This is a genomic window from Bacillus sp. B1-WWTP-T-0.5-Post-4 (genome assembly GCF_009183795.1).
GTDB lineage: Bacteria > Bacillota > Bacilli > Bacillales > Bacillaceae_G > Bacillus_A > Bacillus_A cereus.
Window position 1 is genome coordinate 175627 of sequence record NZ_WEIJ01000005.1, and the last position, 22714, is coordinate 198340.

A 22714-nucleotide genomic window follows, 5' to 3' on the forward strand; every position below is an offset into this window, starting at 1 on the left:
CTTCTCATATATATGTAGTAGCAATTCTATATAGAGAAGGGATGGAGTGTAAGTGGGGTGTGAACCGAAACGTGATTGTGGGTGTTGCCAAAATAGTATATGTGAGTTTTTACAGAGTCTAGAACCGTATACAAAAGTTGAAAGTATCATAATAGCAGGAAACGAAATTGCTGTATCTTATTTTCTTTCATTTAATAAGAAAACAGGTATCGTATCATTCGTACAAGAAGACAATGAGGTTATATTTGTCGATTGTTCAAAGATTGATGCAATTCGAATAGGGAAAGTATGTAGTTGCAAAACAAAAGTTAAATATATTGAAGAGGACTTTAGCTTGCTAGGAAATGTTTGCCCGCATTGTTTAACAGAGGGGAGTACAATCTTTTTCGATTTTAACAATCCTGAATTAAATGTGTCTTTCCAAGCAACAACAATTAATCCACCTAGATGTACTGAATTTACAGATGATCTCGGGAATGTAGTAAAGCAAATTACTATAGTAGGTGAGGCGAGAGTTTCTAGAGATTTTGTTCAAGTACCTGAACTGGTAGGTTTTCGATTACTTTTATCACATCCAGCTGGAGACCCTTTAAACTACGGATTATTATTTATTAATTTTCCTGATACGATTTTTATTTTTATATTGGCATCAAGCGGATACCTTTCCATTTCGAACTGTTTAAAAATAGAGGGCGGAACTGGTGATGCCGAAATAGAAGAGATGAAAAAAATGATAGAGGATGACGTTAACACGTACAAATCAGTTGTTAAATTGACTAAAGTATATAAGAACGGTGAGACGGAATCTTTTATTTATAAAAATGAGTTATAACACATGTATTTAAATGCACCCTCAAACTATTGTTGAGGGTTGTTACATAATTAATTATGTTGGTCCTTCAAACCGTTTGTTAACGGGTAAGAAATATATTTATTGTTGACTTATTTTATATGTTGATCATTTCATAGTTAGTAGATGTTATAATCATTTTATGTTTACTGATATTTTATAAATATTCGAAGTTTTAATTTAATAGTCAATTGCTTTTATGATGAACAGGTGGGTATGTATATGAATACGAATTATGGAGCGCTCATGAAAATGTTAAGAGTAGTTGATTCTAAAGAAGGCGGGAATGTAAATGATATATGAAGCGAATATACATACAAGAAAAAAACTAGTTTCTATGTTTGAGGATTTCAATAACGTTGTTTTACTTTCTTATTTACAAGGGCATATGGGTACTGCTTGGGTAAATGATCTTGAAAATCCAAAAGTAGCACAAGTTACGGTAGGGATTTTTACATTTTACGCTGGAGACCCAAATACGAAAGAAACAGAAGAGTTATTACGTAATATTCCAGAAAGAATTTTAGTTATCGTAAATAGTGAAGAGTGGAAACAACGCTTAGAAACATTCCATGAAAGAAAAATAGATAAGTTTTTACGTTATAAATTCAAACGAAATCCAGAAGTTTTTAATCGTTCAAAATTAAAATCTTTTATATCAGCACTTCCAAAAGAATATGAGTTAAGAAGAATAGACGAGCATATCGCAAATAGCCCTACATTACATAAGATATCTGAAGATTTCACAAGTCAATTTCATTCGGTAGAAGATTATATAAACCGTGGTATAGGTTATAGCATTTTATATAACGGAGAAGTTGTATGCGGTGCATCCTCGTATAGTATTTATAATGATGGGATTGAAATTGAAGTTGCGACTGATCACAATCATAGAAGAGAGGGCTTGGCAACTGTAGTAAGTGCAGCTCTTATATTGGATTGCTTAGAAAATGGAAAGTATCCAAACTGGGACGCAGCGAATACTACATCTGCTAAACTAGCAGAAAAGTTAGGATATGAATTTGATAAGGCATATGATACTTATTTTGTGGATAATAGATGAGTGAAGGAGTTACATACTAAAAAATAAATGCGCCCTAGTACGTAAGTCTAGGGCGCATTTATTAGTTGGTAAATATCTTCATAACAATCATATCATATTTTATCTTTTGAATGTTTGGAATTAAAGATATTTATGTGACTTTTTGAAAAAATAAAAGAGCAGCTAGCAAAAGCCAACTGCTCCTCTCTCAGGAGGAATGGAGAAATACAATCATATTATCTATAGTATTGACGGAACATAGAGTTTTAATCAAAGCCCGATTGGTGAGGGGTTTGATTAAAACTCCCACTGATTAAAGTTTCACTTTATTACATTTACAATTTAAATAGTAGAACGTGTTTATCGTAGTTCTCCAAACACCAATTATATTTTTTTAGAATAATTGGATGGACTGCTTCTGTCGTAGTATCGACTTCAGTATATCCATATTTCTTATAAAAGTTTTCTAATTCCTCAAAAGGAAGACAATATACATTTTGTATTTGTGATTTTTTCGCAGTTTCTACTAAAAATGAAACAAGCTCACCAGCTAATTGAAGCCCTCTAAATTGAGGCAGAATAAAAATCCCGCCCATTTCTAAAGTATCTTCATCTATTTGGACTAATCGGCCAACACCTGCATACTCGTTGTTATATGTAATAATTGCAACTTTATCTCTTTTTAAATCACTTCGTACAAATCCTATTGAGTCATATTGATTATTAACCCATTCTAAATCGTTAGATGTGGCCAATTGAATACTCATATACATCCTCCTTGGAAATACTAGCGCTTTCTTCATTATATAGAACATAACATACTATATCAAAGGAACCTTGAGGTAGCCCATTTGTTTAAGTTATTAGTTAAAAGTGTGGGGTTGCTGGCATTGAAATGATGGCTTCACCAAACATAGGATAATAATCTTGTGAATTTAGTGTTACATAGTCAAAATAAAAATTAGTTCATGCGTTCGGTAATGCACGATGGTTTAAGTGTAGAGAAGATCATAGGGGTATTTTAATTAGTAGCTACTGTATTCATTGAAGTTATTAAGGAAATGTCGTAATCCCTAGCCTTAGTGATACAAATCATATTATGGTTTAGTAAAAAAACTCTTCCTGAAAAAGAGGGGGATTAAAGATAAGAGCACTTCGAAAAGTGCCCTTCAGTAAACGACTACTTATTCTAAAAAGAAAGGATGCAATATATTATATGAAGTTTAGTGTATTTAAGTATGGGTCTTTTATATAAAAGTTTTATTTTGTTCCGAATAAAAAGGCGGTTGTTTCCGCAACCACCTTTCAGTAAAACAAAGCACTTTTTATGAAATAAATTATGGATGGTCCCTAAAAAAGGTTATAGGATATACCCACATTTTTATAACTAAAGTGACGAACTCAGGTTATAAGGAAGGAACAATTATATTGTATGAAATCTATTCTAGAGTAGTCACAAAGAAAGTTGTCTTCTTATTAGAAGGCAGCTTTTTTTATTAGAAAAAGAAGTAGAAGATTAAGTTACTTGTCCAAACAAATTTTAAAAAAATACATAAAATGCTATTAGTTAGTCAATATTTTAATATTGCTAATTTTTAAGACTAAAAGGGGTGATTTTATGTGTGAATGTGAAGTTTGTAGACGAAAGAAAAATCGGGATCCATTAAACCGGGAGTTTGAGCCGAAAAAACGAGTTCATGAGCCAAAAAAAGAGGATTGTGAGCCAAAAAAAGAAGATTGCGAATCATTAAATGATTATTCGTTTAGTAAAAATGCAAATTTTTTAGAGGCAGCTATACAAACAGATGAAATCGATCAAATTTCTGAGGAATATATTGAAATAGTTGATTCAGCAGATGTACAAGTTACTACTACAGATACAAAAGCTGCGCTATCTATCCAAGCGGCATTACAAGCAGCTATCGTAGTTGTAGTAAGTATTTCTATAGCAGATAGTGAAAAGGCAGATAAAATAACACAAGAATTATTTCAAAAATCAGCTATTAAACAAATTAATAGACAAAAAACATTTATTAAAAATTCTAGAAACGTAACCGTAACAACTACTGATACAGATATTGCAGTGAATATTCAAATTCTCCTTCAAATTTTATTAGCTTTATTAGTTAAACTAAACATTTTATAAAGTGTCTATCCTATTGATATTTAGCTATAAGTTTTCACTCTAAGTAAATGTTTTTTGTTGTAATACGTGGTACAAGCTTGGACTTTTTATTATGACTGAATTAATATTCAAGATTAATGGTAAAGCAAGTGTGGAAAACTACAAATAAAGATAAAATACATGATTTAACAGTAATGAAACTTATATTTATGTGAAGTGAAGGAAAGCTGTCTTCTTATTAGAAGTCAGCTTTTGATTTTATTAGCAAAAAGAAGTGAAAATAGAAGATTAAGTTACTTGTCCAAGCAATTTTTATTTCATTACATATAATGCTCGTAGATATTTAAAATTTTTATAGAAAATTGATTGGAGTGAATATTGTAAATGGATGATTTAAACAAATTTTCTTCCTTTAAGTTTGATAAGGATCAAAAGAATATAATTATAGACCTTTTACTCTCAGATATTTTTAATAGGCATGGGATAAATGAAGAAAAATTAAAAAATTTATCACCAGAAAAAAAGCAGCAAATTAAAAGTATTGTTTCTGAAATACAATCACAAGTTAATAATTATTTAGATTGAAAGGGGGTGAACGCATGGACAAAACATGTCATTCAGATGAAAATAAAAAGTGGAGTGCATTAGATTCCTCAAATCCTCATCCATCTTTTAAAAATGCTAGCGTTTCAGAAGCAGCTGCGCAAGAAAGTAAAACGTATCAAATTTCTGAAGAATCTATTACAATTGTAGATTCAGCAGATGTAGAAGTTACTACTACAGATACAAAAGCTGCTTTATCTATTCAAGCAGCATTACAAGCAGCTATCGTGGTTATAATAAGTATTTCTATAGCAGATAGTGAAAAAGCTGACCGTGTAGCACAAGAATTGTTTCAAAAATCATCTATTAAACAAATTAATAAACAAGAAACTGTTATTAGAAATTCTAGAAATGTTACAGTTACGACTACGGATACAGACATAGCAGTAAATGTTCAAATTCTTCTCCAAATTTTATTAGCTTTACTAGTAAAATTAAATATTTTATAAAATGTTTAACTTGTTTTTATCTAGTGATTCTTACAGGTGAATATTCACTGTTTTAATTATAGTACAGGCTATAAATATTTATCATAACTGGACTAATATTCAACATCACCAAAGTATGAATGTAAACAAACAATGTGATGGAAAATAAAGTTTGGTTATTTTATGAAAATGTAAAAGCCATTTCCTTTATTGGATTTGGCTTTTCAATTTTAAACAGTATGAATTTGAAAAGATTATATTAAGATAAAGAATTAAAATATAATGATACAAAATACTTATAAAATTATTCGTGTTTTAGAAAAATAATAAGAAAAAGGTGTTTAAAATAGAATCATTTTCATTAACAGTTCAAGTTTTGAAGAATAGTGCATACAATATAAAGTGTTTTCCTTTCTTCATTTAAGTTTTACGTATATAATTTAAAAGTACTATTTTTATTTTATTATTTTATATTTATAACAGAATAGAGGTTTAAAAATGGGTGTTAAAATCATTACGGATAGTGCGGCGGATTTACCAGTAGAATTGCTGCAAGCATATGATATTGATTTAATTCCACTCCGTGTATATGATGAAGCAGAAACAGAGTATTTAGATGGAGTAACATTAGAGTCAGTTACATTATTGCAAAAAATGAGAGAAGGCGCTGTTTATAGAACGTCATTGCCTTCACTTGAAACGTTCCAAGAAAAATTTGTTTCTTATGCAAAAGAAGGTAATCCTTGTATATATTTAGCTTTTTCATCTGAACTGTCTGGTACATATCAATCATCAGTTGTCATTAAAGAGGAAGTAAAAGAAACATATGCTAACTTAGATTTAGAAATTATTGATACGAAATGTGCTTCGCTTGGTCAAGGTCTTGTCGTTTTAGAAGCTGCTAAAATGGCAAAAGACGGCGCATCAAAAGAAGATATTTTAAAGCGTGTTGATTTTCTAATGAGCCATATGGAACATATCTTCACTGTAGCTGACTTACAGTACTTAGTGAGAGGTGGACGTTTAAGTAAAGTCGCAGGATTTATCGGTGGTTTACTAAATATTAAACCAATCTTAAATGTGGAAGAAGGAAAACTTGTACCACTTGAAAAGGTACGAGGGAAAAAGAAAGTATTAAGCCGTATTGTTGATATTATGGAAGAGCGTGGTAAAGACCTTAAAGGTCAAACAATCGGTATGACTCACGGTGACGATTTAGAAACAGCTGAAGCATTAAAATCATTAATTACGGAAAGATTTGGCTGTGAAGTATTTATCGTAAATACAATTGGTGCAGCAATCGGTGCACATACAGGACCTGGCGTTATAACGTTATTTTTCTTAAATGAAGTAGAGTAAAGGATTGATCTTTTGATCAATCCTTTTTTATTTTTTAATCTGTGATAATTGGTCGATATGGTATTGATGAAGATAAAATCTTTGAAGTTTTCCTATATCAAATGCAATCTTGTAGAGGGAGTATTTTTTATATGTGTAATGATACTTAATGGTAGAAGAAAAGAGTATAAATAAGAATGTATTTATAGGAATTTAAATATTTGAAGATATCAAAATTTTGCCATTTCATATATAATTGTGTAGGAAGAAATATCTGTAACTATTTGTAAAAATAGGAGGCGGCTATAAAAATGCAAGAAATTGCTAGATGGGATTTAAATCGCTTGTATTCGAATGAGGACATTCTATTTCCAATTTTGGAGTTGAAAGAGAAATATTTTGTAACAAAAGATGTAGAGATTCTTTCAAAGCTTATACAAGCTATTGAAAAAGCAGAATACTATTTGTACTGTCGATCGGTTGAAGAAAGTGTTTCATCTGACCTTACTAAATTGACCGTGAAAGTGAAGGAACTAAAAAGTGAATTACAGCAAGTAATAAAACATAATGAAGTGGAAACTTCAGATAATACTAAGTTAATAAAAGATGAACTTAATGCGTGGGAAAATATGTACATACAATTACGGGATAGGATAGAAATAGAGCACAATAATAAACTATTATCCTTTGGACAAGCAAATACTATTGCAATGAATAGTGATAATGAAAAGGAAAGATTAGAAGTATTCGATTCATTAACATGTGCTTTACATAAGGAAAAAGAAATCTTTGCTATTGTATTAAATCAAGTAGGGAGATTGCGTAATGCAAAGAGTAATGAAATAGAAGATAGAGAGATTTTAACACAATCTTTTCATGCGAATGGCATTTCAGAAACTGTATTATTCCAAATGTGGAATGTGACAGAAGAAAACCTTGATAAATTAGTAAGTGCTTTAAACGTGTATAAGAAAGGGAAAGCTTCGATTACATGGCATGAACTTATGACAGTAAAGGAAAGTAATGAGGTCATGATTCCTTTTTCAGTGGCATTACAAAACGTTTATGATGCATGTAAGAATATTGATCAAGAATTAGCAGAATTTGCACGTAATGCGATAGAAAGTGGATGGATAGATGCTGAACCGAGAGAGAATAAACCACCAGGTGGGTTTTGTGCTCCATTTTTCAGTGAGAAAGAATCGAGAATCTCCATGCGTTATGATGGGAGTATAGATAGTGTAAGAGTGCTCGCTCATGAATTAGGACATGCTTGGCATTTTTATAATATGAGTTTTGAACAATCTACATCTTTTTTAGATGATTATTTGCCGATGAGTACGGCTGAATCAGCATCTATTTTCTTTGAAACGGTACTCTTAAATTATCTAATTGAAACAACGGATAGTAAAGATATGAAAAAGTCATTACTTAGCTGGAAAATAAGAAATAGTTTTAATTATGTAATGGCAATACGAGCATCGTATCAGTTTGAAAAAACATTTTATGAAAAATGTAAAGAGGGTCCATTAAGTGCTGATGAAATTGAGAAATTATCTATAATGGCACAAAAAGAAGCTTATGGAAAAGCTTTAAGTGAATACCAGCCGTTTGTATGGATGAAATATATTCAATTTTATATAGCAGATGTTCCTTTTTACAATTATCCATACACGTTTGGATATTTAGTAAGTTTTAGTTTATTAGAAATAGCTCAAGAAGGTAAAAGTACTTTTCATTCGAAATATAAAGAGTTCTTACGAGAAACAGGAAAGGCTCCAGTAGAGGAGCTTATGAAAAAACATTTTGAAATAGATATAAAAAATTATGAATTTTGGAATAAAGCTTTTATTCAAATTTCTAAAGACATTGATGAATATTTGCAGCTTATATAAGGGGAGAGTATAGTGGATCAACAGTTTATAAAAGGTATACCTTTTTCAACTTTAGAATATGCAAAAGCTATAAGTTTATTAAAAGGTTGGGTACATGAACAACAAGAGAAACCAAGGTTTGTAGTAACTGCAAATCCTGAAATTGTTATGTCTGCAAAGGAAAATACGGAAAAATCAAAGGAGTTTAAAAAGATGTTACTATCTGCGGATTTAATAACAGCGGATGGGATTGGTGTCATAATTGGCTCGAAAATATTAAAAGGAACTTTGAAAGAACGTGTTACTGGGGCGGATTTAACTCACGATTTAATAAAATATTGTAACGACAATGAATATCGTGTCTTTCTTTTTGGAGCTGCGCCAGAAAGTAATAAAAAGGCATTAGAAAAATTAAATGAGCAGTTCCCAGGAGCACAATTTAAAGGACAGCATGGATTTGTAAATGGTGAAGAAATAGAAGAAATAAAAATGAAAATTAAGCAATTCAAGCCGCATTTATTACTTGTAGGACTAGGTTCACCAAAACAAGAAGAGTTCATTTATGAAAACATACAAACATTAAACGTTCCGCTATCTATTGGTATCGGAGGAATGATTGATATAATATCTGGTACTGTAAAAAGAGCACCGAAAATAATGAGGGATACTGGAACTGAATGGCTGTATAGGTTACTCTCACAGCCGAAAAGATTAAAGAGACAACTTGTACTTCCGAAATTTTTATTGTCGGTTATGTCAGAGAGGATTAAAGGGATTAATTAATAAAGGGGACTACATACATGAACAGAATCGGCATTATTGGAGCAATGCAAATTGAAATAGATTTACTTTTAGAAAAACTAGTTATACAAGAGGAACAGACAATAGCGGGAATGCCTTTTTATATTGGAGAATTCATGGGAATAGAAGTAATTATTACACGTTCTGGTGTAGGGAAAGTAAATGCAGCTGCATGCGCGCAAACATTAATTCATAAATTTGATGTAGACTCTATCATTAATACGGGCGTTGCTGGCGGATTACATTCAGATGTAAAAGTCGGCGATATAGTTATTTCAACGAATGTTACTCATCATGATGTAAGTAAAACTCAAATGAAAAACTTATTTCCGTTCCAAGAGGAATTTATTGCAAGTAAGGAATTGATAGAGTTAGCACGTAAAGCATGTAACAGTAATAGTTCAAATATTCAAGCTCACGAAGGAAGAATTGTAAGTGGTGAATGTTTTGTTGAAGATTCAAAGTTAAAGGCAAAATTAATAGATGAATACGCACCTCATTGTACAGAAATGGAAGGTGCAGCAATTGGACATGTTGCCTACATAAATGATATACCGTTTCTTGTTATACGATGTATTTCTGACAGTGCAGATGATGAAGCTCAAGTTTCTTATGATGATTTCGCGAAAACTGCTGCGAATTATTGCTCAGAAATTATTATTGAGATGCTTAAAAATATATCTGGTAAAACTATAGTCCAAAAGGAGAGATAGGAATGTTACAAGCATTAATTTTTGATATGGATGGAACATTATTTCAAACAGATAAAATTTTAGAATTATCGTTAGATGATACTTTTGATCACTTAAGATCACTTCAATTATGGGATACGGTAACACCGATTGAAAAATACCGTGAAATTATGGGTGTGCCGCTACCGAAAGTTTGGGAAGCTTTATTACCGGACCATTCTATTGAAATAAGAGAACAAACAGATGCATATTTTTTAGATAGACTAATTGAAAACATAAAAAGCGGAAAAGGCGCTTTATATCCAAATGTAAAAGAAATATTTACATATATAAAAGAAAATAATTGTTCAATTTACATTGCTAGTAATGGTTTGAAAGAATATTTACGAGCAATCGTAACGTATTATGCTTTAGACAAGTGGGTGACTGAAACGTTTAGTATTGAACAAATACAATCGCTAAATAAAGGTGACTTAGTTAAAAGTATTATGAACAAATATGATATAAAAGAGGCAGCGGTAGTTGGTGACCGGCTATCTGATATAAATGCAGCGAAAGACAACGGTTTACTTGCAGTTGGGTGCAATTTTGATTTTGCGCAAGAAGAGGAACTTGCTCAGGCTGATATAGTAATAGATGATTTAATAGAGTTAAAGCGGATACTGCCTGCTGTACAGAGATAAATAAAGTGTGTGCATTTTTTCCAAGTCCTATATGTCTTATTTTATGGAGGGAGTATGCTTAAAAATAATTTTAAAATTAGTAATATTCCTGCGGTTTTATGGGGAGAGAAGAGTGAAAAAGTTTTTATTGCAGTACATGGAAATATGTCAAATAAGGAAGATATAGTTATTCAAATATTAGCTGAAGAAGCCAATCAAAAAGGCTATCAAGTATTAAGCTTTGATTTACCTGAGCATGGAGAAAGAAAAAATGATAACACTCCTTGCAAAGTACAGTTTTGTGTTAGTGAATTATCTATAATTATGAACTACGCAAAAGTACATTGGAAAGAAATAAATGTGTTTGCATGTAGTATGGGAGCGTATTTTAGTCTTTTAGCTTATCAAAATGATGTGCTAGAAAAGGCATTATTTTTATCACCAGTAGTTAATATGGAACGAATTATCGAAAATATGATGAAATGGTTTAATGTAACACCGGAGCTTTTACAAAAAGAAATGACTATAGAGACACCTATTGGTCAAAAGTTATATTGGGATTATTTATGCTATGTAAAAGAGCATCCTATTAGTACATGGAATACAGATACATATATTATGTACGGAGCTAAGGATGAGCTGTGCGAATTTGAAACTATTAACTATTTTACAAAAAAACATCGTTGTGAATTAGAAGTTATGGAGACGGGTGAACATTACTTTCATACTGAAGAACAGTTGAAAATATTTGAACAGTGGTTACACAAGCATATCAATTAACAAATTATAATTTAACTTATACCTGCTAGAGAAGAATGGTGAATTTATAAACTGATATTATATTTGAGAGACATTATAAATGTATATGTATTCATTTAAGTAAACAGGTGCTTTAGTTCAATAAGAATTACACAACTTTAAAGAGCCTTACCACACACTAGATTGTAGCAAGGCTCTTATATTTTCATAATAAAATTAATTAACTGTATTATCGATTTACATATGAAGTGAAGTATATGCATACTATGAATTAAATAAAGTAACAACCATAAAAATGCTCAGAATAAATGATTCTCGAGCATTTTTATGTATTTTCGTACTTAGGGGGAATGGACTTGAAAGATATACATATTCAACAAATAGAAAATTTAATGGAATATGAATTCAGTCATCTCGTTCAAGACAGTGAAGAAGAAGGGTTTAATTTCCTTATAAGACTAATAAATGAATATAAACACAAAGTAAATGTATTCAATAAAACTGGAGAATGTTTATATGGTATTTTCCAAGGGGATATGTTAATCGGAGTTGGAGGTTTAAATAAAGATCCGTACACAAAAGACAATAAGATTGGGCGGTTGAGGAGATTTTATATTTCCAAGGATTATCGGCGTATAGGGTTAGGGAATTTATTATTAAATCAACTATTATGTCATGCGGAAAAGTATTTTGAAGTGATTGTTTTACATGCTGACACGAAGCAAGGGGATGTGTTTTATACTTCAAATGGATTTGTAAAAGGGGGATTATATAAGGGATCGAGTCACTACAAACTATTATAGAGATTGCTATCCAAAGAATAGCTACGGAAAGATATTTTCGTTGATAAATCGATATATTTTAAAAATCCCTGATATATATGAAGGTGCGACCCTTATATTAAAAACAACTTTTATAATTTCATTTACCAAATTGTTATTATAAAAAAGAGCACCTTAGCTTTTAAAATTTAGCTTATAAGGTGACTCCTTTTCATTCAATTACATTTTAACCTTCATTTGTTTCAATAATAATCCTGGTTTACCTTTTACATAATAAAAATGCGGATTATTTTCATCATCATAAAGCATAATATAAGGCTTTTCTTTTAGTGGGAGTAGTATAAGTATTTCGTCTATTGTAGTGTGTAACCATTGATTAGTAATAGAAACCGGCTTAGATAAAGGGATTTTTATCATATAGCCATCTTTTGGAACGACATTTAAGTTTTTAAATGGACCAGTAATTGATTTAGCGTATTGAACTGCTTCTTTTTGGATTACTGGATCTAAAGATTGTTTTTGAATGACCATTTCTTTTTGACAATCAAATACTTCAATTTGTTGATTTGTATTTGCGAACGCATTTGTTGATAATAGAAATAGAAGAAGAGAAATGACCCCGATTTTTTTTATCATAGTACAACACCTCACCATTACTATCCCCTCAAAAGCTTTAAATATTTTTCTGTCACATTCATGTAACAAAGATGTTGTATGATACAATTGGTTTTTGTTTAAAAGCAATGGAGGAAAAAATATGAAGGTTTTAATTGCAGATGACGAACAAGATATGTTAAGGATTTTAAAAGCTTATTTTGAAAAAGAAGGATTTGAAGTTTTTTTAGCAAAAGACGGGGAGGAAGCACTTCAAATATTTTATGATGAAAAAATTGATTTAGCTATTTTGGATTGGATGATGCCAAAACATAGTGGTATTACTGTCTGTCAGGAAATAAAAAAGAATTCAAGCGTAAAAGTATTAATGCTTACGGCGAAAAGTGAAAGTGAAGATGAATTAGCAGCGCTTCAAAGTGGGGCAGATGAGTACGTGAAAAAACCATTTCATCCAGGAGTACTAATTACGCGAGCGAAAAAACTTATTCAGCATGATGATATTATTCAAGTACAAGATGTAAAGATAAATTTCGCCAAAAATAAAGTATATAAAAATGATATAGAGTTAGAAATTACAAAAACAGAGCTCGAATTAATAAAATGCTTTTTAAATCATAAAGGAACAATTTTAACTCGTAAAAAATTGCTAGATATTGTCTGGGGATTTGACTATTTTGGAGAAGAGAGAACGGTTGATACACATGTAAGAAGGCTACGTAAAAAAATTGGAGAAAATATTATTAAGACGCATCGTGGGCTGGGTTATAGTTTGGAGGAACAAAGTGAATAAACTTGGGAAAAAGTTATTTTTAAGTATTTCTGCAACTGTTATTCTCATCTTTATGATTTCATTATTATTCATTAACAATCTCTTACCGAACTATAATATTTATAAAACACGTGAAAACTTAAATAAATTTACAACACAAATACAAAATACAACAGTGGAAAATATAGAGGATGTTATTCATACAATTGAAAGTGAAAATAACGTTACAATTGCGTATACGCCAATTAATCAGTCGGAAGATGCTATGAACGACGCGTTACGCATGCAACTTACGAAAAAGAAAGTAACGTTAAATAAGCTTTGGATTACGAAAGACGAAGTTATGAAAGTGAAGACGGAAGGGCAATCGAATAAACTGTACGATCAAGGAAAGGTAAAAGCGAGTTTTTTTGCTAAATATATTGCGAAAGATGATACGATAATTTTAATTGGGACTTCCATTGCGAATTCAAATGAAATTATAAATACGTTAAATACATTTTACTTATATATCCTATGTTTCTCACTCCTTCTTATTATTTTACTTGTGTGGATACTTTCAAAAATAATAACGACACCACTGAAAGAGTTAAGTGATGTGGCTCAGGATATTTCACATTTGCAGTTTAAAAGAACGAAAGTGAAAACGAATGATGAAATAGGAGAGTTGGCCAATAGTATTAATATCATGAGTGAAAAACTACATGAAGCACATCAAGACTTAACTGATCGTAATGAACATTTAAAACGATTTATGGGTGATGTAACGCATGAATTAAAGACACCGATCGCATTAGTAAAAGCATACTCTATGGGGATTAAAGATGGATTAGATGATGGGACTTACGTAGATACAATTATTAAACAAACAGATCAAATATCAAACTTAATTGAAGAACTATTACGATTTTCTAAACTAGAAAGAGATATTTTACAAAAAGAAGAATTCCCCATTGAACCACTGGTCCAGAGTATATTAGATAAGCATCAGATTGAACTGGATTCGAAAGAAATTAACTTGCAAGTAAATTGTAATGCGGGCAATACAATCGTTTATGCAGATTTAAATAAAATGAGAATGGTGTTTCAAAATTTAATTTCTAATGCGATAAAATATACAGCAAATCAAAACATAATAATTACATTAGAAGATAGAAATAAAAGTATATATTTCCAAATAAAAAATGGCATTCCTACGGATAAAATTAAGAATATCGAGAAAATTTGGGAGCCTTTTTATGTACTAGAATCTTCTCGTAGTAAAGAAAAATCAGGTACAGGATTAGGTTTAGCGATAGTGAAAAGTATTTTAGAAAGGCATGGTTTTGAATATGGAGTTTCCTCTATAGATGGAGAAATTCAATTTTATATAAATGTGAAAAAGGACTAATGAAAATATTAGTCCTTTTTGCAGCTTTAGAGATTAGCGATACAGGATGAATCACCATAATTTTCAAAATTGATGTATTAAATGGAGAATTAGCAAATGTTCTACTTTCATTAAATTCACGTGAAGTTCACAGGAAAACGTTATATTTACATAGTTATATTTGAATTTAATGAAGTGAGGTATTCAGATTTGAAAAGAAAGAAATTAGTAATTGGTAGCATTTTAATGGGTATGACGTTATCTTTATCTGCATGTGGTTCATCAGATAATATTGTAACGACAAAATCAGGAAGCATTTCAGAAAGTGATTTTAACAAAAAATTAAAAGAAAACTACGGTAAACAGAATTTATCTGAAATGGTAGTAGAAAAAGTATTACATGATAAATATAAAGTTACGGATGAAGAGGTAACGAAACAACTAAAAGAATTAAAAGACAAGATGGGCGATAATTTTAATACATATATGGAATCTAATGGTGTGAAAAATGAAGATCAGTTGAAAGAGAAATTAAAGCTTACTTTTGCTTTTGAAAAAGCTATTAAAGCAACCGTAACGGAAAAAGATATTAAAGATCATTATAAGCCAAAGCTTCAAGTTAGCCATATTTTAGTAAAAGATGAAAAGACAGCAAAAGAAATTAAAGAAAAATTAAATAGTGGCGAAGATTTCGCGGCATTGGCTAAACAATATTCAGAGGATCCAGGTTCTAAAGAAAAAGGTGGGGAACTATCTGAATTTGGACCTGGTATGATGGTGAAAGAATTTGAGGATGCTGCGTATAAGTTAGAAGTTGGTCAATTGAGTGAACCTGTTAAATCTTCTTTCGGATATCATATTATTAAGCTAACGGATAAAAAAGAGCTTAAACCGTATGAGGAAGAGAAAGAGAATATTCGTAAAGAATTAGAACAGCAACGTATACAAGATCCTCAATTCCATCAACAAGTTACTAGAGAACTGCTTAAAAATGCAGATATAAAGGTATCTGATAAAGACTTGAAAGATACCTTTAAAGAGTTAGAAAAATAATAAATGGAATGTAAGGCAAGCGATAGAAATATCGGTTGTCTTTTTCTCTATTTATCCCGCTATTTGCCGGGCAGTAAGACCCCACCTCAAAATTCAGCGAAAGCAAAGAAGTGGCCCTGCTGATCGTAAACGCCCAATTGGTGAGGGCTGATTAAAGTTTCACGTTATAAAGAAGGAGGAAGTGGGAAAATAATTTCACACCTCCATTAAATTTTACTTAATAAGAAATCTTTGAGTTTCTCAACTTTTATATAAAAATAAAACTGAATTTTCAGTTATTTTGTTATATAGTAAAAGAGAACGAATAAGGGGAGGGAATATTTTGAGTAAAAAGAAAATGGTAATTACACTGTCAGCAATGCTATCTGCAACAATTATACCTAGCTTTACTATGGATGTGCATGCAGAGAAGAAGGAAGAGACTAAAAATACGAAAATTGAATTAGAAAATGGGATGACAAAACCGATTTATTCTCTCGATGAAGCTATTATCGAAAATTTATATGTAGAGACAGAAGTTGATAGTGATCGAGACGGTAAGAAAGACCGAGTATCGATAAAAGTTATGCGTCCAAAGACAGATCCGAATGTGAAAGTTCCTGTTATTTATGAAATGAGTCCATATCGATCTGGATTAAAAGATGTTCCTGTATATAATGTAGATGAAGAATTGTATGCGTATGAAGGAAAACCGTATGGAGCGATTAATCTTGGTTCGTATGGGAACTATTACGTGCCAAGAGGTTATGCAGTTATTCTAGGCGAAAGTATCGGTACTGGAAAATCAGATGGATGCCCTACAACTGGAGATGAACAAGAGATAATTGGGACAAAATCTGTTATTGATTGGGTAAACGGTCGCGCGAAAGCATTTACAGAACAGGGTGAGGAAGTTCAGGCAAATTGGTCTACAGGCAATGTAGGTATGACTGGAGTTTCTTATAATGGTACATTACCAAATGCTGTTGCGACTACTGGAGTTGAAGGTTTAAAAACAATTATTCCAATCGCAGCAATTAGTAGTTGGTATGATTATTATCGTGCAAATGGTGCAGTCATTGCTCCAGGCGGATATCAAGGGGAAGATACAGATAATATGGCAGAAGCAGTACTGACAAGGGAAAACCCTGAAGTTTGCGGACAAGTTATAAAAGAGTTAACGGCTGGACAAGACAGAAAAACAGGTAATTATAATGATTTTTGGGATAAACGTAACTATGTAAAAGATGCTAAAAATGTAAAAGCGAGTGTATTTGTTGTTCATGGTTTAAACGATTGGAATGTTAAAACAAAACAGTTCGCGCAATGGTGGGAAGCACTTGGAGAAAATAATGTTCCTCGTAAAATGTGGCTACATCAAGGTGGTCATGGTGGGACATCAAGTAATAACTGGCAGCAAACACAAAATAAATGGTTAGATTATTGGTTATACGGAATTGAAAATGGAATTATGGATGAACCAATGGTTGATGTGCAAAGAGAAAATAAAACGTGGCAAAAGATAAAAAATTGGCCAGATCCATCAGCTGTACCTTCAAAAATCCGTATGTATTTAAGTAATAAATTAGTCAATTTGCCATTAAGTATGGGATCGGCTAATAAAGTTTTCTCATTCTTAGATGATGCACAAATGAAATCAAACCAATTAGTAGCAAACCCAGAATTAGAAGTAGCAAATCGATTAGTATATACAATGCCTGTACTGCAAAAAGATACGCGTATAAGTGGTACACCAAAGATTTCAATTACAGGAAATATTGATCGATCTGTATCAAATTTAACAGCATTACTTGTTGACTATGGAGGAGCGAAGCCGGAAATCGTAACGAGAGGCTGGATGGATCCACAAAACTTAAAGAGTATAGAAAATTCAACAGCGATTCAACCGGGCAAAGATTATACATTTACATGGGACATGCAGCCAGATGATTATGTATTTAAAGCGGGGCATCAAATCGGAGTTGTTTTAATTGCAAGTGATTATGATTATACAATTAGACCGAAAGCTGGCACGAAACTTACAGTGAAATTAAGTGAAGTGACATTGCCGATTGTGAAATAAATATTTTTGCTAAAGAGCTTACTAAAGTAAGCTCTTTAATTTGTAGTCTGAATTTTTAATTTTTATATTTCAAATTGGAAGGTTATGTAATACAATATCATTATATTCTATGGAAAGTGAGTGATATATTATGACAGTCAGCTCTTTCGAAATATCATTAAAATCAGAGGTGCAGGAAGATTAGTTGAATTGAAATCTTCCGTACGTAAAAACGGAGGAGAAAATAAATGTTTAGCTTTTATAGTACACTTTGTACAGAACTGTATGATTACACAAAACCAGTCGGTTATTCTTTAAATGGTGATATTGAGTATTACAAAAAACGTTTAAAAGATTGTAGAGGAAGAATCCTCGAAGCCGCAGTAGGTTCAGGACGTGTCATCATTCCGCTTCTAGAGGCTGGTTTTAAAGTGGATGGGATAGATTATTCACCTGAAATGCTAGATTCTTGCCGTAAGCGCTGTAAAGAGAGAGGCTTACATCCTAATTTATATGAAGGAAGCTTGCAACAATTTTCACTTCCGCATAAATATGACGCAATTATCATTCCTACTGGATCTTTTTGTTTAATTGAAAATCGTGTGGATTCTATAAATGCATTGAAATGTTTTTATGAACATCTTAATCCAGATGGACGATTAATCGTAGATATTATGCTTCCGCATGACTGGAAGACTGGGGAAATTCATACATCGACTTTCTCTTTGCCGAGTGGAGACGGAATCACATTAGAAAATAAATCAATTGAAATAGATTGGCTGAACCAAGTTACTGTGTCATATTTGAAATATGAAAAGTGGAGTAAAGGACAGTTAGTACAAACAGAATTGCAACGCTTTGCGCTGCGCTGGTATGGAATAGAAGAGTTTAAACTTCTTTTAGAAAGTATAGGTTTCTCTAATATTACTTGCTCTGCTGAATATGATTATGAAAAAGAACCGTCAAATGCAAATCAAATGATTACTTTTGAAGCTGTGCGAAAAGAATAGAACTAAAACTATGAATAAAAAATAAGGCAATCGATTTAAAATCGGCTGCCTTATTTTTTATTTTATGTAATGGTTTATAGAGAAAGATTGGAGGGAAATAAATGAAACTTATATTAATATTTGGCCCACAAGCAGTTGGAAAAATGACAGTGGGGCAAGAATTAGCAACATTAACCGGTTTAAAACTTTTTCATAACCACATGACAATTGATTTAGTAAGTCCAATTTTTGATTACAGTACGAAAGAAGCAAAAAGGCTAGTAAGTTTATTTCGTTTTCGTTGTCCAAGCATTTTCCTATTAATTACATATACTATTTATGTTAAAGTCGGCTACTATTTTATATAGGGCTGTTATTTTCCTATAAATGCTATTTTAGTGAAGTGGGAGGAATCAATTTGGAAAACGTAGAACAAGATAGAATTGAAAATCAAGTGTATTCAAATCGTGTAGTAAGATCAGAATTTGATTCGAATTGGGAAACTTGTATATCAAAGAGTGGTTATGTAATTTATGTAGCAACAAGTAATAATGCTGAAGTAATAGTGCTTCTTGCAGATGGTTCAAGTAAATTATTAATTTTCGAAAAAGGCGGTAAAGTAGTAGTAGGTGGCGGTGGAACAAGTCATTACAGTAAGCCGCATATTGCAAGAAATATTTAAGATAGAACATGTTGTTAATTAAGAAGAAGCTGGAAAACGGTTGTCATTCATGTTTAGGGCATGATAGACGAACCGTTTTTTTATTTGTTTATAAATTTAGAAGAACTTCATTGATTACAAATACATCGGGATGACCAGCGAAATTAGAAGAAAACTTGGCGGCTAATGGTACAAAATATTATGTAGGTTTGCAAGAATCTTATAAGCGATATAAAAAGTATTTCCTATTTGGGGAAACACTACTTCTATGTTATAGTATAATAGTGTTTTTAGAGGGCGCTATTTTAATATATCTATAATTTTGTTATGTATTATTTTCATATTAAATAAGTGTCTAAAGTATTTTTTTATATAAGGAGTAATAATTAGAGAAATGAAAAATATAGACTTTATACTAGAAAGTGACGAGGCATTAAAACCGTCTGAACGATTAGTACTATTATTATTAGAGAAGCATAGAATGTTATATACGAACGATCTATTGGCATTATCAAATTTATCATATAAAACATTAACAGATTCATTAACGGCGCTAGTTTTAAAATCGTATGTGTTAAAGGAAACAGGTAAGGGAAGAAGACAGAATTGCTATAGATTAGTATGATAAGGCAGCTGTTTTAGAGACTTTTACATATGTTTTTTCAATCGTAAGGTGAAAGTGTATTTTTGTTTTCAAACGAAAAACTCACTATAAGAGGGGCTAAGATAGTAGTGTTTCATTTTTGTAAATGTAATTATTTCATCATTGAAAATACAAAAATAAAATAAACAGTATAAAAAAGAAATAAAAAAACAATCCATTCTAAAAAGGGATTGTTTTTTTATTGGAATAATATTATTTGATGCGTCGAAAGCATGAATAGCAGTAATAGACATTAGCTGTTTTATTTCATGCAACTGAACAAATATGATGAAAACTATGTGTATAGTTTTTTGCTTGCTTTTTCAGTAACTCTAATGAAATCATGGTCTTCATTGTTTAAAGGCAGTATTTTTAACATTATTGCTATTCAGCATTAAGCACAAAAAAGTGGTATATAATATTATTATGTAAACTTAAGATTTTAAAAGGAAAATGTAATAATGAATAGAACATGTAGAAGGAGATGCTTAAATATTTTGAAGGATGGGAGATTATTATGGAGTATTTACAATCAATAGCACAAGCTGTGATAAGTGGTAATAAGGAAAAAGTAGTAAAGTTTATAAAGGCGAGTCCAAGTATTGTTAACGAATGTAGTGAAGATGGCTGGACACCACTTCATTTAGCAGCTTATTTTGGACAGAAAGAAATAGCGAGTTTTCTTTTAGAAAGCGGTGCAGATATACATAGTAGAGCGAAAAACGAAAATGAAAATACGCCTTTGCAAGCGGCAATTGCGAACAAGCAAAGTGAACTTGTCGCTTTCTTAATTGAAAAAGGATCAGATGTAAATATTATGCAAAGTGGTGGCTGGACAGGACTCCACGAAGCAGCATTATTAGGAAATGAGGAAATAATTATGTTGCTCCTTAAAAATGGAGCTAATAAGATGATTAAGAAAAGTGATGGGAAAACAGCGTATGATATTGCATTAGAAAAAGGATATGATCACCTTTTACATCATTTGAAACAGGAAGTGAACTTATGATGAATAAATGGAGTGTTGGTATATTTTTATTTAATGAAGTAGAAGTGTTAGACTTTGCAGGGCCATTTGAAGTTTTTTCTGTAACTGAGGTGAATGGAGAAAAACCATTTACTGTTTATACAGTTAGCGAGAATGGGGAAATGATTACAGCAAGGAATGGATTGAAGGTACAGTCAGATTATAGTATTGAAAATTTACCACCAGTGGATATTTTAATAATTCCGGGCGGGCTAGGTGCTAGAAAATATGAAATAAAAAATGAAATAGTAATAAAATGGATTCGCCAACAAATGAAAGAAGTAAAGCTGATGACTTCAGTTTGTACAGGAGCGCTATTACTGGCGAAAGCAGGTTTACTAGAAGGTTTAAAAGCAACAACACATTGGGCTAGTATCGAAAAGTTTAAAAATAAGTTTCAAAATGTTGAAGTTATAGAAAATGTAAAGTTTGTAGATGAAGGACATATTATAACATCTGCCGGAATTTCAGCTGGAATTAATATGGCATTTCATATTGTGAAAAACTTGTTAGGTGTGCATGTTGCGGAGGACACAGCGAAGCGAATGGAGTATGATATTAGTTTCCCAAATTAAAAAGCCCGGATTGGGCTTTTTATATTGAATGAATATAGTTAAGCTCTTCATCACTCAACATAGGGCGAACAGATGCATTTGCATTTTCTTGTGCTTGTATTCCTGTTTTGGCACCAGGAATTACAACACTTACTGCCGGATGAGAGAGTACATAGCGAAGTGCAAGTTGCCCTAAGGTCTGATTTTTATTTGAGAGCAACCGAAGTTTCTCTACAGTTTGTAAGTCTTCTTGAAACCAAGTTTCATTTGGCCAATCTTTGCGTAAATCTCCATCCGGAAAAATTGTTTTATTTGAGAATTTTCCAGTTAAAATGCCCATTTTTAATGGACCACGAATAACAACTCCTAAATTTTTCTCTTGTAAAAATGGTAATATATCTTTTTCTGGTTTTCGATTTAATATATTGTAATCAAGCTGTACGATATCAATTTCGTTGTTGTTATTGAAATGATGAATGTATTGTAAATCATGAGTCGAAACACCGACTGCTCTTACTTTGCCATCACGTTTTAATATGTCAAATGCACGTAGAAATGCTTCTGTTTCCCTACGATTATGCCACCAAATATGACAAAAATAAAGATCAATATAATCTGTTTGAAGACGTTGTAAACTTGTTTCGAATACGGCGATGATTTTTTCGGGAGTATCATATACAGGAACTCCATTAGGGTCGTAGTGATGTCCGATTAAACCACCTTTCGTTGATAGGATAATATCATTACGATGTCCTTTAATCGCGGTAGCCACCAACTTTTCACTATGTCCTAAACCATACACATCCGCAGTATCAATAAAATTCACACCACACTCAATTGCTTTTTTTATAGCGGTTATAGATTGTTTATCGTTAACAGGTCCCCATTCATCCCCACCGATTGCCCATGCGCCAAAACCTATTTCAGAAACAGTTATTCCAGTTTTACCTAATGTACGGTAATGCATATTCCCCCTCCTTGTAAGCATGTTATAACATGGATATGTGGGGAAGGAATTTTGTGTGTGAAAAAACTCT

At 31.7% G+C, this 22714-nt stretch carries 24 protein-coding genes and 1 pseudogene; 22 read left to right on the plus strand and 3 right to left on the minus strand.

Features of this window, described 5'->3' with window-relative positions:
- Positions 1–52: 52 nt before the first annotated feature.
- A complete protein-coding gene (locus GBN91_RS17505) occupies positions 53–832 on the plus strand; it encodes a BC_2878 family exosporium-associated protein (protein ID WP_000501710.1) in 780 nt (259 codons plus the stop codon).
- Between the two features lie 310 nt (positions 833–1142).
- A complete protein-coding gene (locus GBN91_RS17510; protein WP_000638727.1) occupies positions 1143–1913 on the plus strand; it encodes a GNAT family N-acetyltransferase in 771 nt (256 codons plus the stop codon).
- Between the two features lie 314 nt (positions 1914–2227).
- Here GBN91_RS17510 and GBN91_RS17515 read toward each other — a convergent pair whose 3' ends face one another.
- Positions 2228–2659: a GNAT family N-acetyltransferase gene (locus GBN91_RS17515; RefSeq protein WP_000027163.1), complete on the minus strand. Its 432-nt coding sequence runs from the start codon at positions 2657–2659 to the stop codon at positions 2228–2230.
- Positions 2660–3510: 851 nt separating this feature from the next.
- Between GBN91_RS17515 and GBN91_RS17520 the strand changes: the two genes are divergently transcribed.
- The 10 genes from GBN91_RS17520 to GBN91_RS17565 all read left to right on the plus strand — a co-directional run bounded on the left by GBN91_RS17520 (position 3511) and on the right by GBN91_RS17565 (position 11977).
- Positions 3511–4038 (plus strand): spore coat protein, encoded by a 528-nt coding sequence (locus GBN91_RS17520; RefSeq protein WP_000333026.1) that lies wholly within the window; start codon positions 3511–3513, stop codon positions 4036–4038.
- Between the two features lie 363 nt (positions 4039–4401).
- Positions 4402–4602, plus strand: coding sequence for a spore coat protein W (locus tag GBN91_RS17525; RefSeq protein ID WP_000342253.1), 201 nt, complete (start codon positions 4402–4404; stop codon positions 4600–4602).
- 14 nt (positions 4603–4616) lie between these two features.
- On the plus strand, positions 4617–5069 hold the full coding sequence (locus tag GBN91_RS17530) for a spore coat protein (RefSeq protein ID WP_000361676.1): 453 nt from the start codon (positions 4617–4619) through the stop codon (positions 5067–5069).
- 477 nt (positions 5070–5546) lie between these two features.
- Positions 5547–6407: a DegV family protein gene (locus GBN91_RS17535; RefSeq protein ID WP_000538278.1), complete on the plus strand. Its 861-nt coding sequence runs from the start codon at positions 5547–5549 to the stop codon at positions 6405–6407.
- A gap of 290 nt (positions 6408–6697) precedes the next feature.
- Positions 6698–8281, plus strand: a complete 1584-nt coding sequence (locus tag GBN91_RS17540) for a M3 family metallopeptidase (protein WP_152121869.1) — start codon at positions 6698–6700, stop codon at positions 8279–8281.
- A gap of 12 nt (positions 8282–8293) precedes the next feature.
- On the plus strand, positions 8294–9043 hold the full coding sequence (locus GBN91_RS17545) for a WecB/TagA/CpsF family glycosyltransferase (protein ID WP_006922103.1): 750 nt from the start codon (positions 8294–8296) through the stop codon (positions 9041–9043).
- A 17-nt stretch (positions 9044–9060) separates the two neighbouring features.
- A complete protein-coding gene (locus tag GBN91_RS17550; RefSeq protein WP_044307257.1) occupies positions 9061–9774 on the plus strand; it encodes a 5'-methylthioadenosine/adenosylhomocysteine nucleosidase in 714 nt (237 codons plus the stop codon).
- A gap of 2 nt (positions 9775–9776) precedes the next feature.
- The gene (locus GBN91_RS17555) at positions 9777–10436 is read left to right on the plus strand and encodes an HAD hydrolase-like protein (RefSeq protein WP_006922102.1); all 660 of its coding nucleotides are present in this window, start codon (positions 9777–9779) and stop codon (positions 10434–10436) included.
- A 54-nt stretch (positions 10437–10490) separates the two neighbouring features.
- The gene (locus tag GBN91_RS17560; protein WP_000916870.1) at positions 10491–11195 is read left to right on the plus strand and encodes an alpha/beta hydrolase; all 705 of its coding nucleotides are present in this window, start codon (positions 10491–10493) and stop codon (positions 11193–11195) included.
- Between the two features lie 287 nt (positions 11196–11482).
- On the plus strand, positions 11483–11977 hold the full coding sequence (locus GBN91_RS17565; RefSeq protein ID WP_116344779.1) for a GNAT family N-acetyltransferase: 495 nt from the start codon (positions 11483–11485) through the stop codon (positions 11975–11977).
- A gap of 198 nt (positions 11978–12175) precedes the next feature.
- Here GBN91_RS17565 and GBN91_RS17570 read toward each other — a convergent pair whose 3' ends face one another.
- The gene (locus GBN91_RS17570) at positions 12176–12592 is read right to left on the minus strand and encodes a hypothetical protein (protein ID WP_006922097.1); all 417 of its coding nucleotides are present in this window, start codon (positions 12590–12592) and stop codon (positions 12176–12178) included.
- A 121-nt stretch (positions 12593–12713) separates the two neighbouring features.
- Here GBN91_RS17570 and GBN91_RS17575 point away from each other — a divergent pair, with 121 nt between their 5' ends.
- The 10 genes and pseudogenes from GBN91_RS17575 to GBN91_RS17620 all read left to right on the plus strand — a co-directional run bounded on the left by GBN91_RS17575 (position 12714) and on the right by GBN91_RS17620 (position 21698).
- Positions 12714–13361 (plus strand): response regulator transcription factor, encoded by a 648-nt coding sequence (locus GBN91_RS17575; RefSeq protein ID WP_000865970.1) that lies wholly within the window; start codon positions 12714–12716, stop codon positions 13359–13361.
- On the plus strand, positions 13354–14730 hold the full coding sequence (locus tag GBN91_RS17580; protein WP_139849707.1) for a sensor histidine kinase: 1377 nt from the start codon (positions 13354–13356) through the stop codon (positions 14728–14730). The genes GBN91_RS17575 and GBN91_RS17580 overlap by 8 nt, the downstream gene beginning before the upstream one ends.
- Positions 14731–14919: 189 nt before the next feature.
- The gene (locus GBN91_RS17585) at positions 14920–15762 is read left to right on the plus strand and encodes a peptidylprolyl isomerase PrsA (protein WP_002204764.1); all 843 of its coding nucleotides are present in this window, start codon (positions 14920–14922) and stop codon (positions 15760–15762) included.
- 322 nt (positions 15763–16084) lie between these two features.
- Positions 16085–17824, plus strand: a complete 1740-nt coding sequence (locus GBN91_RS17590) for a Xaa-Pro dipeptidyl-peptidase (RefSeq protein WP_152121871.1) — start codon at positions 16085–16087, stop codon at positions 17822–17824.
- Positions 17825–18051: 227 nt separating this feature from the next.
- Positions 18052–18813 (plus strand): class I SAM-dependent methyltransferase, encoded by a 762-nt coding sequence (locus GBN91_RS17595; protein WP_000490927.1) that lies wholly within the window; start codon positions 18052–18054, stop codon positions 18811–18813.
- Positions 18814–18914: 101 nt separating this feature from the next.
- Positions 18915–19088 (plus strand): annotated as a pseudogene (locus GBN91_RS17600) (DEAD/DEAH box helicase family protein); the annotation flags it as partial.
- Positions 19089–19210: 122 nt separating this feature from the next.
- The gene (locus GBN91_RS17605) at positions 19211–19474 is read left to right on the plus strand and encodes a hypothetical protein (protein WP_000432429.1); all 264 of its coding nucleotides are present in this window, start codon (positions 19211–19213) and stop codon (positions 19472–19474) included.
- A gap of 373 nt (positions 19475–19847) precedes the next feature.
- Positions 19848–20078, plus strand: coding sequence for a hypothetical protein (locus tag GBN91_RS17610; RefSeq protein WP_000789031.1), 231 nt, complete (start codon positions 19848–19850; stop codon positions 20076–20078).
- Between the two features lie 535 nt (positions 20079–20613).
- A complete protein-coding gene (locus tag GBN91_RS17615; protein ID WP_000456154.1) occupies positions 20614–21105 on the plus strand; it encodes an ankyrin repeat domain-containing protein in 492 nt (163 codons plus the stop codon).
- On the plus strand, positions 21102–21698 hold the full coding sequence (locus tag GBN91_RS17620) for a DJ-1/PfpI family protein (RefSeq protein WP_088362617.1): 597 nt from the start codon (positions 21102–21104) through the stop codon (positions 21696–21698). Before GBN91_RS17615 ends, GBN91_RS17620 begins: the two co-directional genes overlap by 4 nt.
- A 19-nt stretch (positions 21699–21717) precedes the next feature.
- On the opposite strand, the gene GBN91_RS17625 is transcribed toward GBN91_RS17620, so the two are convergent.
- The gene (locus tag GBN91_RS17625; protein WP_088362616.1) at positions 21718–22644 is read right to left on the minus strand and encodes an aldo/keto reductase; all 927 of its coding nucleotides are present in this window, start codon (positions 22642–22644) and stop codon (positions 21718–21720) included.
- Between the last annotated feature and the right edge of the window lie 70 nt (positions 22645–22714).

What these genes read in the sequence shown, in the direction of transcription:
- GBN91_RS17510 (WP_000638727.1), top strand. Translation starts at nt 1,143, where the DNA reads ATGATATATGAAGCGAATATACATACAAGAAAAAAACTAGTTTCTATG.
- GBN91_RS17515 (WP_000027163.1), bottom strand. Translation starts at nt 2,659, where the DNA reads ATGAGTATTCAATTGGCCACATCTAACGATTTAGAATGGGTTAATAAT.
- GBN91_RS17520 (WP_000333026.1), top strand. Translation starts at nt 3,511, where the DNA reads ATGTGTGAATGTGAAGTTTGTAGACGAAAGAAAAATCGGGATCCATTA.
- GBN91_RS17525 (WP_000342253.1), top strand. Translation starts at nt 4,402, where the DNA reads ATGGATGATTTAAACAAATTTTCTTCCTTTAAGTTTGATAAGGATCAA.
- GBN91_RS17530 (WP_000361676.1), top strand. Translation starts at nt 4,617, where the DNA reads ATGGACAAAACATGTCATTCAGATGAAAATAAAAAGTGGAGTGCATTA.
- GBN91_RS17535 (WP_000538278.1), top strand. Translation starts at nt 5,547, where the DNA reads ATGGGTGTTAAAATCATTACGGATAGTGCGGCGGATTTACCAGTAGAA.
- GBN91_RS17540 (WP_152121869.1), top strand. Translation starts at nt 6,698, where the DNA reads ATGCAAGAAATTGCTAGATGGGATTTAAATCGCTTGTATTCGAATGAG.
- GBN91_RS17550 (WP_044307257.1), top strand. Translation starts at nt 9,061, where the DNA reads ATGAACAGAATCGGCATTATTGGAGCAATGCAAATTGAAATAGATTTA.
- GBN91_RS17555 (WP_006922102.1), top strand. Translation starts at nt 9,777, where the DNA reads ATGTTACAAGCATTAATTTTTGATATGGATGGAACATTATTTCAAACA.
- GBN91_RS17560 (WP_000916870.1), top strand. Translation starts at nt 10,491, where the DNA reads ATGCTTAAAAATAATTTTAAAATTAGTAATATTCCTGCGGTTTTATGG.
- GBN91_RS17565 (WP_116344779.1), top strand. Translation starts at nt 11,483, where the DNA reads ATGATTCTCGAGCATTTTTATGTATTTTCGTACTTAGGGGGAATGGAC.
- GBN91_RS17570 (WP_006922097.1), bottom strand. Translation starts at nt 12,592, where the DNA reads ATGATAAAAAAAATCGGGGTCATTTCTCTTCTTCTATTTCTATTATCA.
- GBN91_RS17575 (WP_000865970.1), top strand. Translation starts at nt 12,714, where the DNA reads ATGAAGGTTTTAATTGCAGATGACGAACAAGATATGTTAAGGATTTTA.
- GBN91_RS17595 (WP_000490927.1), top strand. Translation starts at nt 18,052, where the DNA reads ATGTTTAGCTTTTATAGTACACTTTGTACAGAACTGTATGATTACACA.
- GBN91_RS17610 (WP_000789031.1), top strand. Translation starts at nt 19,848, where the DNA reads ATGAAAAATATAGACTTTATACTAGAAAGTGACGAGGCATTAAAACCG.
- GBN91_RS17615 (WP_000456154.1), top strand. Translation starts at nt 20,614, where the DNA reads ATGGAGTATTTACAATCAATAGCACAAGCTGTGATAAGTGGTAATAAG.
- GBN91_RS17620 (WP_088362617.1), top strand. Translation starts at nt 21,102, where the DNA reads ATGATGAATAAATGGAGTGTTGGTATATTTTTATTTAATGAAGTAGAA.
- GBN91_RS17625 (WP_088362616.1), bottom strand. Translation starts at nt 22,644, where the DNA reads ATGCATTACCGTACATTAGGTAAAACTGGAATAACTGTTTCTGAAATA.